This window comes from Mesorhizobium sp. M4B.F.Ca.ET.143.01.1.1 (genome assembly GCF_004792275.1).
GTDB lineage: Bacteria > Pseudomonadota > Alphaproteobacteria > Rhizobiales > Rhizobiaceae > Mesorhizobium > Mesorhizobium abyssinicae.
Map to the genome: position 1 here is coordinate 20,633 of NZ_SRSR01000013.1, position 12,535 is coordinate 33,167.

General features: G+C 60.7%; 12 protein-coding genes. 5 read left to right on the plus strand and 7 right to left on the minus strand.

Annotated elements, in window-relative coordinates:
* The 3 genes from EN786_RS26330 (at nucleotide 1) to EN786_RS26340 (ending at nucleotide 4,679) form a co-directional block, all read left to right on the plus strand.
* The gene (locus EN786_RS26330; RefSeq protein ID WP_127309687.1) at nucleotides 1-2,265 is read left to right on the plus strand and encodes a xanthine dehydrogenase family protein molybdopterin-binding subunit; all 2,265 of its coding nucleotides are present in this window, start codon (nucleotides 1-3) and stop codon (nucleotides 2,263-2,265) included.
* Between the two features lie 17 nt (nucleotides 2,266-2,282).
* Nucleotides 2,283-2,528, plus strand: coding sequence for a MoaD/ThiS family protein (locus tag EN786_RS26335; RefSeq protein ID WP_127309686.1), 246 nt, complete (start codon nucleotides 2,283-2,285; stop codon nucleotides 2,526-2,528).
* 195 nt (nucleotides 2,529-2,723) lie between these two features.
* Nucleotides 2,724-4,679, plus strand: a complete 1,956-nt coding sequence (locus tag EN786_RS26340; protein ID WP_135909015.1) for an ATP-binding protein — start codon at nucleotides 2,724-2,726, stop codon at nucleotides 4,677-4,679.
* On the opposite strand, the gene EN786_RS26345 is transcribed toward EN786_RS26340, so the two are convergent.
* From EN786_RS26345 to EN786_RS26355, 3 genes are read right to left on the minus strand one after another with little or no spacing between them, the layout of a single operon-like run.
* Entirely contained in the window at nucleotides 4,663-5,688 is a 1,026-nt protein-coding gene (locus EN786_RS26345) for a hypothetical protein (RefSeq protein WP_127309684.1), read from the minus strand. The two genes, EN786_RS26340 and EN786_RS26345, sit on opposite strands and share 17 nt — an antisense overlap.
* Nucleotides 5,657-6,010 carry a MazG nucleotide pyrophosphohydrolase domain-containing protein gene (locus tag EN786_RS26350; RefSeq protein WP_127309683.1) on the minus strand — a complete coding sequence of 118 codons (354 nt, stop codon included), beginning with the start codon at nucleotides 6,008-6,010 and terminating at the stop codon, nucleotides 5,657-5,659. The genes EN786_RS26345 and EN786_RS26350 overlap by 32 nt, the downstream gene beginning before the upstream one ends.
* Nucleotides 6,011-6,787, minus strand: a complete 777-nt coding sequence (locus tag EN786_RS26355) for a hypothetical protein (protein WP_127309682.1) — start codon at nucleotides 6,785-6,787, stop codon at nucleotides 6,011-6,013.
* Between the two features lie 334 nt (nucleotides 6,788-7,121).
* Here EN786_RS26355 and EN786_RS37830 point away from each other — a divergent pair, with 334 nt between their 5' ends.
* Nucleotides 7,122-7,367 (plus strand): hypothetical protein, encoded by a 246-nt coding sequence (locus tag EN786_RS37830; protein ID WP_189524306.1) that lies wholly within the window; start codon nucleotides 7,122-7,124, stop codon nucleotides 7,365-7,367.
* On the opposite strand, the gene EN786_RS37835 is transcribed toward EN786_RS37830, so the two are convergent.
* Together EN786_RS37835 and EN786_RS26365 are read right to left on the minus strand one after the other, a co-directional pair.
* Nucleotides 7,364-7,516, minus strand: a complete 153-nt coding sequence (locus tag EN786_RS37835) for a hypothetical protein (protein WP_189340376.1) — start codon at nucleotides 7,514-7,516, stop codon at nucleotides 7,364-7,366. The two genes, EN786_RS37830 and EN786_RS37835, sit on opposite strands and share 4 nt — an antisense overlap.
* Before the next feature lie 396 nt (nucleotides 7,517-7,912).
* Nucleotides 7,913-8,329, minus strand: coding sequence for a DOPA 4,5-dioxygenase family protein (locus tag EN786_RS26365; protein WP_127309681.1), 417 nt, complete (start codon nucleotides 8,327-8,329; stop codon nucleotides 7,913-7,915).
* A gap of 265 nt (nucleotides 8,330-8,594) precedes the next feature.
* Between EN786_RS26365 and EN786_RS26370 the strand changes: the two genes are divergently transcribed.
* Nucleotides 8,595-9,650: an aminopeptidase gene (locus EN786_RS26370; protein WP_189340379.1), complete on the plus strand. Its 1,056-nt coding sequence runs from the start codon at nucleotides 8,595-8,597 to the stop codon at nucleotides 9,648-9,650.
* On the opposite strand, the gene EN786_RS26375 is transcribed toward EN786_RS26370, so the two are convergent.
* Together EN786_RS26375 and EN786_RS26380 are read right to left on the minus strand one after the other, a co-directional pair.
* Nucleotides 9,637-10,284: a class I SAM-dependent methyltransferase gene (locus EN786_RS26375; protein WP_127309679.1), complete on the minus strand. Its 648-nt coding sequence runs from the start codon at nucleotides 10,282-10,284 to the stop codon at nucleotides 9,637-9,639. The two genes, EN786_RS26370 and EN786_RS26375, sit on opposite strands and share 14 nt — an antisense overlap.
* A 93-nt stretch (nucleotides 10,285-10,377) precedes the next feature.
* A complete protein-coding gene (locus tag EN786_RS26380; RefSeq protein WP_135909017.1) occupies nucleotides 10,378-12,411 on the minus strand; it encodes an ABC transporter ATP-binding protein/permease in 2,034 nt (677 codons plus the stop codon).
* Nucleotides 12,412-12,535: the final 124 nt, after the last annotated feature.

A 12,535-nucleotide genomic window follows, 5' to 3' on the forward strand; every position in this document is an offset into this window, starting at 1 on the left:
ATGAATTTCGATCCGCGCTATTCGGGACGCAATTTCTCTTCCGTCGGCACGCGCCCCATCCGCCCCGACGGCGTCGACAAGGTGACCGGCCGCGCCCGCTACGGCGCCGACTTCAACATGGCCGGCCAGCTCGTCGGGCGTGTTCTGCGCAGCCCGCATGCCCATGCGATCATCAGGAAGATCGACACCTCGAAGGCGGAGAAGCTCGCCGGCGTCAAGGCGGTGATCACGGCGAAAGACCTGCCCGACCTCACCGACGGCGATGCCGGCATGTACGACATCCTCGACAACTGCATGGCGCGCGCCAAGGCGCTCTATGACGGCCATGCGGTGGCCGCGGTCGCCGCGGTCGATGCCCGCACCGCCAGGCAGGCGCTGAAGCTGATCGAGGTCGACTACGAGGTGCTGCCGCATGTCACCGATGTCGACGAGGCGATGAAGCACACCGCGCCGCTGATCAACGACACGATCTTCACCGAGGGCCTCGAGGAAAAGCCGGTCAAGCCCTCCAACGTCACCAAGCGCAGCCAGTTTGGCCATGGCGACGTCCATCAGGGCTTTGGCCACGCCGACTTCATCGTCGAGCGCTCCTTCAAGACCGAGCAGACGCACCAGGGCTATATCGAGCCGCATGCCTGCGTGGCGAGCGTGTCGTCCGATGGCACCGCCGACCTCTGGGTCTGCACGCAAGGCCATTTCGTCTACCGCCAGCACTGCGCGCAACTGCTTGGCATGGAAGCCTCGAAGCTGCGCGTCACCTCCTCCGAGATCGGCGGCGGCTTCGGCGGCAAGACCCATGTCTGGGCCGAGCCGGTGGCGCTTGCCTTGTCCAGAAAGGCCGGACGGCCGGTGAAGCTGGTGATGACCCGCGACGAGGTGTTCCGCGCCTCAGGTCCGACCAGCGCCACCTCGATCGACGTCAAGATCGGCGCCAGGAAGGACGGCACCATCACCGCCGCCGAAGCGACGCTGCGCTACACGAGCGGGCCCTATGCCGGGACGTGGGCTGAGATCGGCGCCATGACCGCGTTCGCCTGCTACAAGCTGGAGAACGTCAAGACCGTCGGCTACGAGGTGCTGGTCAACCGGCCGAAGACTGCGGCCTATCGCGCGCCTTCCGCGCCGATGGCGGCCTTCGCGGTGGAAAGCGCCGTCGACGAGCTCGCCAAGGAGGTTGGCATCGACCCGGTCGAGTTCCGCATCAGGAACGCCGCCCAGGAAGGCACGCGCTCGTCCTACGGCCCGGTCTACGGCCCCATCGGCATCGGGCCTACTCTTGAGGCAGCGAAGAACCATCCGCACATGAAGGCGCCGCTCAAGGAAAACCAGGGCAGGGGCATGGCCTGCGGCTTCTGGTTCAACTTCGGCGGCCAGACCTGCACCGACCTGAACATCGGCATGGATGGCTCGGTCTCGCTCGCCGTCGGCACCGTCGACGTCGGCGGCTCCCGCGCCTCGCTGTCGCTGGTGGCGGCGGAGGAGCTGGGCATCGACTATAGCCAGGTCAAGGCGATCGTCGCCGACACCTCCAGCCTCGGTTACAACGACATGACCGACGGCAGCCGCGGCACCTTCTCCTCCTCGATGGCGACCATCTCGGCCGCCCGCAACGCGATAAAAATCCTGCGCGAGCGCGCCGCGCAGATGTGGGACATCGCGGTCGACGACGTCGCCTGGGAGCAGGGCCACGCCGTCGCCAAGGGCGACAAGCACGGCAATCTCGGAAAACTGTCGCTGAAGGAGATCGCCGCCAGGTCGGGCACGACCGGCGGGCCGATCGCCGGCCACAGCGAGCTCGTCGCCGACGGCGCCGGCGTCTCCTTCGCCACCCATATCTGCGACATCGAGGTCGACCCCGAGACCGGCTTCACCAAAGTGATCCGCTACACGGTGCTGCAGGATGCCGGCAAGGCCGTGCACCCGACCTATGTCGAGGGCCAGTACCAGGGGGGTGCTGCGCAAGGCATCGGCTGGGCGCTCAACGAGGAGTATATCTACGGCAAGGACGGGCGGCTGCAGAACGCCGGCTTCCTCGACTACCGCATCCCGGTCTGCTCCGACCTGCCGATGATCGACACGCAGATCCTGGAAATCCCCAACCCCAACCACCCCTATGGCGTGCGCGGCGTCGGCGAGACCTCGATCGTGCCGCCGCTGGCGGCGATCGCCAACGCGGTCTCGAACGCCGCCGGCGTGCGCATGACCCACATCCCGATGTCGCCGCCGCGCATCCTGGCGGCGATCGAGGCGGAGCGGGAAGGCTGAGAGGTGGCTTAGCTCCGATGGTCGAAGTCACCCTTTGGGGCTCGCTCAGCGCCGTCGCCGGAGGCAAGGCCAAGCACGACATCGAGGCCAAGGACATCAGGGAGCTGTTCCGCAAGCTGGCGGAACAGTATCCTGGGATTGAGCCCTGGATCGACCGCGGCATCGCGGTGGCGATCGACGGGACGATTTATCGGGATACGTGGTCGAAGGAGCTGCCAGAGGACGCGGAGATTTTTCTGCTGCCGCGGTTGGCGGGGGGGTGATGGAGGCGGTCGCACGCATGACTTGCATCGCCGAAGGGTCAACTGTTCCCTTTCTGTTCTGCATGATTTTTCATGGTAAGGTAGGCCTGTAAGCGGCAGGGGTGCGTTATGAGGCTAAAGACCAATCTAAGGGGCCAGGTACGTCAAACAGCGCTTCCAAAATGGAAATGCCTGCTGCCTCTATTTGAGGCAGTGATGAATGCCTTCCAAGCCATTCAGGATGCAGGCTCGAAACACGAGCACTCCATCGTCATCGAATGCGAGCGCGAAGCCGATCTTGTGAGTGACGATCTCGCCCCTTTTGTTAGATTTACCGTCCGAGATACTGGGGTCGGCTTTAACGATGCAAATTTCGATTCCTTCAACACGGCCTTCTCGGAGTACAAATACGAACGAGGCGGCAAGGGGCTAGGTCGCATAATGTGGCTGGTCGCTTTCGACAGAGCCGAAATCGATAGCGTTTTCGTCGAGTCCGACACCTCCCACCCCTGGCGCCGGACCTTCACATTCGACACCGCTTACGACCCTGATCAAGCTCCGCCCGTCGCGATTGACGCCGGGGCCCCGGGCACGACTGTCACGCTGTCAGGTTTCAAAAGCCCCTACCGAGAGGAGTGTCCGCGCGCCGTAGAGGCTCTTGCTCAGCGCTTAATCGAGCATTTCATCCTAGTACTTCTGAGACCTGATTGCCCGAAGATAGAGCTGCGTGCCGATGGGCAGCGGCATAGCGTAAACGCGATCTTCCGGGACTACTATCAAGCTAACGCCTCGGAGACCATGTTCTCCCTGAGCGGAGCTGATTTCACCTTACATGGCTTCAAGATCACCTCGCCAAGGGCCAATAAACATCGCCTGATCTATGCCGCTAACTCACGCGGCGTCCTGACGGAAAACTTGGACGACCACATTCCCAATCTCTCAACCAAGTTGATCGAAGATGACGGATCTCAGTTCGTCTATCTGGCCATCGTCCAAGGTCAATACCTCGACCAGAAGGTTAACAACTATCGCACAGATTTCGATATTTCGGGGGCGGAGTCGGCCGACGCGGATAACGTTCAGCTATCCCTGATTCCCTCGGAGACCATCTCAAAAGCTGATATCCGAACTGAATGCGTGGCCGCGATCAACGAAGCCCTGTCGCACTACATCCAGGCGCTTAACGATGCGAAGATCGAGCGCATTTACAGGTACGTGAAGGACGAAGCGCCGCAGTACAAACCGCTGATGCGCTATAAAGACAATTTTATCAATAAGATACCGCCTAACGTCGCCAAGATCGATCTGGAAATGGCCCTTCACCGCGAGTTGCATCAGCGCGAAGTCGAGATCAAGCGCGAAAGCAGCAAGATGATCACCGGCGCCGAGAAGATTGAGGACTATGATGCCTACCGTCAACGGCTTTCGGATTTCATCGAACGCTACAGCGAGCTTGGGACTGCCGCTCTGGCGCATCATGTCATGCATCGCAAGATTATCATCGATTTCCTCGAAAAAGCTATTTCGATCAACGAAAAGACCGGGAAATACCCCCTTGAACAGGTAGTTCACAATATAATCTTCCCCATGCGCTCCACAGACCGCGAAACGCTCTATTCTCAGCAAAATCTCTGGATCATCGACGAACGCCTAACCTTCCACACATACATCGCTTCGGATAAGCAAATAAATACGTTCGAAGGGATTGAAAACGATTCGGCGAGGAGGCCAGACATCGCTATTTTCGACCGGAAAATAACCTTCTCGGAGCCCGTGGAGGATGCCAGCCCGCTCAATTCTGTCGTCGTAGTTGAATTTAAAAAGCCACAGCGCGATGATTATTCGGACGAGAAGAATCCGATCCTTCAGGTTTTCGACCAGATCAACGAAATAAGGGCAGGACTGGTGCTCAACGACGCCGGTCGGCCAATTCGCCCCGCCAATTCAATGATACCTGCATTCGCCTATGTCATTTGCGACATCACGCCGAAGCTCGACAAAGTCCTGAAAAATAGTGACGCGACGCCAACACCTGACGGTCTCGCCTACTACGGCTATCATCGCAATCATCAAATCTACTATGAAGTGATCGACTATGGGAAAATCGTGTCCGACGCAAAGAAGCGAAACCGCATATTCTTTGAACGATTGAGCATCAACTCTTTAAACTAGGTTGCCGGCCGCCTTGCGCTTCAGTCCACCTTGCACACGTAAGATGACTGCCACCACGTGAGTAGTAGTGACACTTGCCATGGTTTTTGCAGCCGTCGTCTGGCTCTTGTAAAAACTTAGGGTTAGCTATGAGATCCCGACATATACCTGGATGCATATTAGACGGAATGCCGGCCCAGTCTTGGTTCAGGGCGCGCCCAGAAAGAATAAAAGAGCGCTTTGGATGCCTCAGGCCGAGAGCGACACTTTCCTGGAGCCGCGCAGCGAGGATATCCGGCCGAGCAGGATAAATTAAACGCTTATCAATATTGTAGAATCCTGATGATATATCAACATAATCAAACGGAAGTTGAGTGATTGCGTCTTGGAATTCGATAGAGCCTGTGCTGTCAAAAGCTGAATCACCGGTTTTTAGTGAAATGCGGATCGATGATTGCACGCCCTCCTGCCTCAGCCGCTCTGCAAGCAATCCAAGCCGATCGAGCACGATATTCGCATCACGATTGATACGATGATCAGCTAGTAAACTAAGCAAATAGCCATGAGCAGCGTGAATTTGGATGTGAGCGAACCCATGCCGGATAGCGATGCTTGCTGCCAGGTCGAAAGAGTTGATGACTGCGGTCGCCCTTTCGGATCCCATAGACTCCACCTTACGGCGCGCAAGAGGAATGAATTTAGATGCCTCGCCCGTTTGGAATTTCCGCGAGCCGACATAGCCTTCCCACGTAGTGGCCAGCTGGATGCCGGGCAGCGTGCCTTCTGCTCGAATAGCAGAGACCAGATCCGCCCAAACAGGCTCGGTAGTAAGGGTGGGCGTCGCGGCATTACTGGCGAAGCCGCCTGGCACGACGACGTTTCCGACAATCGCGCAGTGTAGCTTTGGCGAACTCCGGCCTCTGTAAAAATCTAAGAAACGATGGTCCGGTGTCCCGTCAGTTACAAATCCGGTATTTACGGCGACCAAAAAAACGAGCCTATCGCTCAAGGTAACGATATCGTTCTTCATTGATTTTCATCTTATTTAAGATATCTTGCTCAAGATCGCCCTCTAGGATCGTAGACAGTCTAAACAGGTAAATCGCAACGTCTGCGAGCTCAGATCGCAGACGTGGTGCGGCCTCCGACAGACTGGGGCCAGCGTAACCTACGGTTGAGAGCGCCAGGCCAACTTTCTTCAATAAGTCGGCGAACTCGCCAGCCTCCCCGATCAAGCCGACTAGATCGCGCATAAGTTGGTCGTGCCGTTCAGCGTCACTCCCGAATCTCACCGGAAAACCTCGACGCTCATCCGCATCAATCTGCTTCTTTATAAGTGCCGAAAGTTCCACTCAGCCATTCCTTCCACGGAAATTGATAATCAATCCAGCAACAGTTAGTATAGCGCTTGCTGCTAGATTACCTACTATCCCATAGAAGTTATCCTCTAGTTTGCCGCCAATTGCAAAAAGCGACGCCGCATTTATCAAGATCGCCAAGAATATTCCGACGTTGGTTAACAGTTGCGTATTTTCAATGCGACGTATAACTGTTCGCGTTGCATCCGGAAGAAGGGTGAATGCTTCTTCTTTTTCCGAACGCACACGCGGGTCTTTCGCCACATCACTGTGCTCCTTCTGCAGGTGGGTTTTGATAGGCCAAATGCCGACCTGAAATCCGTGTTGACCTTTGTATAGATGCTCGGCAGGCGTCGAAAGCCGAGTGAAGTCTGCCTTGGCTATCGGTTCGCCTTGTGGAAGTTCTATATATTTGTCACTGATGTTCTGAGTCACAATCCCTAAGTTTCCACTGAACCCGGGATCTGCGTAGGTTGCAACCGGGCTTAACCCGACGCTAAACAATGAGCCTTTACTTACCACGCGCACCAAGATATCCGACGGAACATTGAAATCTTCGGCCGTAATGAGCACAACGCGGTGACCCGGTTTGATAAGCACCATTTGACCTGGCGTCAGAGCAATTCGCTTTCCGCCCTCCGTCAGATCGTAATATACGCTGCCCATCCGCAGTTCGTAGCAAGCTCCTTCTAGTCGTCGCGGGTCCGCATCGCGAAGCAGCCGCTGCGCCTGGATTTCCTTGCCAATATCAACATCGCTAAGTGTCGTCATTAATCCCGCCCTCGCAAAGCGCCTAAAGTGGTAGCGCAAAATTCTGCTAACTTACTCGTCCAACTCTATCAAGCCTGTGGATGGCCCTAACGAGTACGATATCTATGTTCGAGACGGCGTGAATTCAATTTAGATCAAATCAAGTACCATCAACCGAGGTTCGTTCGCAGCTCTGCTTGGTACGCCGGGCAAGTCATGGTGACCTTTGGCAAGTCGTGGGCTTCATCTTGCAATCCCCCCCGCTGCCGAGCCGTCGAGCGGGGCAGGCCCCCATCCCTACCGATTAGACGTTGCCAGCTTCAGCGCCAAACCCACAAACACCAACCCAGCAACCATGTTCAACCAAATCTGCCCCCGGTCGGACTGGCGCAGTCAGCGGCTCAGCGCCCCGGCCAGCATCGAGATCAGCGTGAACGAGGAAGGCGCAGAGGATGAAGATGGCGCCCAGCATCAGCATCTGGGCGACGATGCTGCCGCGCTCCGGTACTGCGGCAGGAAGGCCAGGAAGAAGATCGCCACCTTCGGGTTGGTCACGTTGATGACGATGCCGCGCATATATGGCGGGTCTGGCGAATTCTAATCGCGGTCCTTGGCGAAGCGCTTGCGGTTGGTGGCGATCGCCGGCGTCCAGCCAAGGCCGCGGCAGGTGATCCACAGCAGAAAGGCCTGGCCGGCGAGGCCGACGACAATCGAAGCAACGGCTATGCCCGAGACGATATCGGAATCCATGTTTGCGAGCCCCCGCCCAGCATGATTTACCAGCGGGAAGTATTGGCCTCACTCGCGCGTGAGTCACTTACCGAATAATATGGACTAGGCCGAAAGGGGTATGTTGCGACGGGCGAAGCAATTCCTGCAAGCGCAACGGTCGCCGATGGCGACAGAGAGCGCGTTAAGGAGCGCCGTGCCTATCACCTTCGTCATCCTAGGGCGGAGCAAGGAGCGAAGCGACGCGCGCAGACCCTAGGATCCATGCCGTGACCTGCGAGCGTTGCGACGGTGCGGAATTTCTGTCAGGACGCATGCTTCGGCAGGCGTCACGGCATGGATCCTCGGGTCAAGCCCGAGGATGACGAAGCGTTGGCGGAGCCACCGATACGCCTCCAGCGTTGGCGGAACCGCCCCTCACGCCTCCAGCGTAGGCTCCGTATTCACCTCCAGCGCCTCTTCCGCCTCGTCCTCCTCGCCAAGCACCTCCTCATGCACCCCCAGCGCCTTCCCTATCCACACCGGATCGACCGTATGGTCGCGCTTGGGGTTGGTGGTGTTGGGGTGGATGAGGATGCTCAGGCCGCCGTGGTTCAGCATCAGCCATGGCACCAGCGTCGCGAAAACCTCGTTGGCGAACGAGACCTGGTACATGGCCTGCTGGTGCGGGCCGACCGGCTCGTCGCGCCAGTTGCCCAGGCGCACGCGGAAGCGTTCTGCGATGCGCAGGCGCAGCCATTCGGCATGCTGCCGCTCAGGCTGCCCGGCGTAGTAGATATGGGCGTGATAGCTGGCGATCTCCGCAAGCTGCCTCGGACTGGTTTTCTCGTTCACCGCGATCCTCCCCTTCGATTGGTGTCGCGCCCGGCAGGACGCTTCCCGGGCCCTCCAGGCAGCCTCGCGCGCTTGGCGGACTTAAGTCAATTCACAGGCGGATGGCCGCCTTTGCCAATCCTGCCAAAGTCGAAAGTCCGGCCCCTCGACATCTTGACGAAAATCGGTGCGCCTGATGAGACATGGTGCAATCGGTTCCAGCGGGAGATGGGCAAGCGGTGGGCAGGCTGTGAAGCGCGTTTTTCGTTTGCTTGCCGCTGTTATCATGGCGTCCGGGCTGACCGGCTGCACCAGCATTTCCTACTATGCGCAGTCGCTGCAGGGTCATGTCGAGATCATGGCGGCGCGGAAAGATGTCGGAACGCTCGTCCGCGACCCGTCGACGCCCGAGGCCTTGCGCGCCAGGCTGACGTCGGCGAGCGCCATCAGGCGGTTTGCGACGGATGAACTGGCGCTGCCCGACAACAGCAGCTACCGCAGCTATGTCGACATCCATCGCGACGCCGTGACCTGGGCCGTTTTCGCTGCGCCGCAATTCTCGCTGGCGCCGCGCACATGGTGCTTTCCGGTGTTCGGCTGCGTTCCGTACCGGGGCTACTTCGCCCGCAAAGCTGCGACGGAAAGCGCTGTCGAACTGCACAGGCAGGGGCTGGACGTCTATGTCACCGGCATCACCGCCTATTCGACGCTCGGCTGGTCGAGCGATCCGCTGCTCAGCACCATGCTCGGTCAGGACGACACTTATCTCGCCAGCCTGATCTTTCATGAACTGGCGCACCAGCGCCTCTATGTCGACGGCGACTCCGCCTTCAACGAGGCTTTCGCGGTTGCCGTCGAAACCTCTGGCGTCAGGAAATGGCTGCGCGCCGCTGGCGATCGCGCCGGATTGCGCCGCTACGAAGCCGATCGCAGGCGCCGGGCCGATTTTCTCGCGCTGCTGGCGAAAACCCGCGACGAGCTGGGGCAGGTCTACGAAAGTCCTCGCAGCCCGGAGCAGATGGCGGCTGCCAAGGCTGCCGCGATCGACAGGCTGCGCATGCGCTACCGGCAGATGCGCGACAGGCGCTGGGCGGGATATCGGGGCTACGATGCCTGGTTCGCGGCCCCGATCAACAACGCGAAGCTCGCCGCGACCGCCGTCTACGGCGAACAGGTTCCGGCGTTTCTCCGCCTGTTCGACTTGTGCGCCGGCGACTATCCGAGGTTCTACGCTTCGGTTCGACGCATCGCCGATTTGCCGCAAGCTTCCCGTGCCGAAGCGCTCAAGTCTGCCGCTACGTGCGATCGACCAGGCACGAGGACCGCAACTACAGCTTTCTGAAGAACCCGGACAGGATGTTCGGACCGGCTTCGCCCGGCCGCAGCCTGATCCCGTCCTCGAACGAGTTCAGCGTCACGCACTCGAAGCCGTGATGCGCGAGCAGCGCCACCAGCGAGTCGCGATCGAAATGGTGCAGGTGCTCGTCGGGCAGGCGCATGCGCCAGCTTCGGAACCACGCGTCGCCCTCGGCGCCGAGCTCGCGCCAGCGGCAATAGGGCACCGCGATGGCCAGGTGGCGGGCCTGCAGGCGGCCGAGGAAACTCAGATCCGGTATGTGCTCGAGCACGTCGAACATGGCGACGAGATCCCACGAGCCGGCGAGCGCCTCATCCCAATCGACGAAGCGGACGCCCTGCGGCAGCGGAAACCTGGCGATGTCGCAGCCGGCGCAGTCGGCGACGCCGGTTATCTTCGCGGCTTCGACGAACGTGCCGGTGCCGTAGCCGATCTCCAGCACCGACCGGGGAATCTCGCCGGTGACGCCCAGCACCCAGCCAAGCCGCTGATAGCCGAGCTTGATGGTCCGCTCGCTCAAATCCTCGTAATAGGAGATGTATTGCTTGTCGTACTTGATCGGGGTGAAGTCGATCTGGTGGATCACGCCGAACCCGTCCAGCTCGTAGTTGTCCAGCATTCGCGTGCGCCCTCCGCAGTGCGGAATCCATATATGGCGGAGCTAAACGCAAGGTAACCGGCCGGGCCGGCCAAAGAATCGAACCAGCGGGCCTCACTCCACCTCTCGCCGCGCTCCGCCCTTCGTACCGCTCCCCCACAGGGCGCGCTGGAACACGTTGCGCTTGCCCTTGCGCGGGACGAGCTCGATGTCGCTGACCAGCTTGGCGCCGCCCTTGCGCCGCTCCAGCGTGATCTTGCGGCTGTGGAAGGCTTCGAGTTCGGCGCGATGCGCCACGCTGATGATGGTCACCTTCGGCAGCTCGTGGACGATGGTCTCCATCATCTTCTCCTGGCTCTTCTCGTCGAGCGCCGAGGTCGCTTCGTCGAGCACCATGATGTCGGGGCTGTGCAGCAGGAGGCGCGCGAAGGCGAGGCGCTGCTTTTCGCCGCCCGACAGCGTCTGGTCCCACGGCGCCTCTTCCTCGAGCCTGGCCGCGAGATAGGCGAGGCCGACCTTGTCGAGGGCGGTGTTGATCTCCTCGGCCGTCCAGTTGTCGGCGGCGGCCGGATAGGCGACGGCGCGACGCAGCGTGCCGGTGGGGATGTAGGGCCGCTGCGGCAGCATGAACAGCCGCCTGCCGGGATGGAAATTGACGCTGCCGCCGCCCCATGGCCAGAGGCCGGCGACGGCGCGCACCAGCGTCGACTTGCCCGAGCCGGACTCACCCGCCACCAGCACCCGCTCGCCGGGTTCGATCGCGACCCCGGTTTCCTTGACCACGGCGGTGCCGTCGTCGAGCGTCACCGAGAGATTGTCGAGGCTGAGCATGGCGCCGTCCTCGGTCTCGCCGCGGCTTATGCGTCCGAGCGCGTCGCTCTGCTCGGCGCGCTCCAGCCCGTCGAGCGACATCATCAGCGAGGCGACGCGCCGCGCCGAGGCGTTCCAGTCGGCGAGCCGCGGGTAGTTGTCGACCAGCCAGCCGAACGCGCCCTGCACGATGCCGAAGGCGGAAGCCGCCTGCATCACCTCGCCAAGCGACATGCCGCCGGCGAGGAATTTCGGCGCGCAGAGCAGGATCGGCACCACCGGCGCGAACAGCAACGACCCTTGCGATACGAGTGCCGTGCGCATGTGCTGGCCGGTCAGCAGCGCCCATTGCCTCAGCACATGGCCGAAATTCCTGTCGATGCCGCTGCGCTCCTCGTCCTCGCCGCCGAGCAGCGCGATGCTCTCGCCGTTCTCGCGCACGCGCGTCAGCGTGTAGCGCAGCTCGGCCTCGGCCTGGTTCTTCGTCTCGGAAATGCGCACGAAGTTGCGGCCGATGACCACCATCGAGGTCGAGGTGATGGCGGCGTAGATCACCGCCGTGATCACCAGGAAGCCCGGAATGGTGACGCTCTCGCCGCCGATCGGCAGGGTCAGCGCGCCGCCGATCGTCCACAGCACGATGATGAAGGTCGAGGCCGACAGGAATGCGTTGAGGACGCCGGCGATGAAATCGACGGGCGATTCGGTGGCGATGCGCAAATCCTCGGTCATGCGCGCTTCGGGGTTCTGGTGGTCGCCGCCGACCAGGTTGAGCTGATAGTAGCGGCCGCTGGCCAGCCAGCGCGCGATGACCGCGGTGGTCAGCCAGGAGCGCCAGCGGCGCTGGATCGTCATGCGCAGATAGACCTGCGTGACGACCAGGCTGCCGCTGCACAGCACCAGCGGCACGAACACGGCGCTGAGGAAATAGACGCTGCGGGCGTTGCGCTGCTCGAGCGCGTCGAAGATCGAGCGGTTCCAGACATTGATGCCGTACTGGAAGCCGATGTTGATGCAGATCAGCAAAAGCACGCCGATGGTGAACGGCCAGGCCAGCCGGTCGCCGCGCCGGCTCCAGTAGCCGCGCGCGCTGATCCAGAAACGCTTCAGCAGATATTTCCTGCGTGCCTGCTCGGCTTGCTCGGGCGCCAGCTGCGGATCGGGTTCGGCAGCCTCCGGCGGTGGCGCCGCCTCGCCATTGACCTCAGGCGCGGCTTCGACGACCAAAGCCTTGTCTTCATTCGATTTCTCCCGGCCCGATTTCGCTTTGCCCGGCGTTCGGGCAGTACGCGATTTGGCGCCGCGGACCGGTTTCGATTTGGATCTAGCTTCTGACATCAGGCCGACAACGGCCTAAAAATCAAAAGGTTTCATGACGTTCGCCACGCCATCCCGCCGCCGGCGCGCCTTGGTTCCGGTGCTGGCGGCACTCCGTCGTGATTGCCGGGGTAGCCGCGACAAG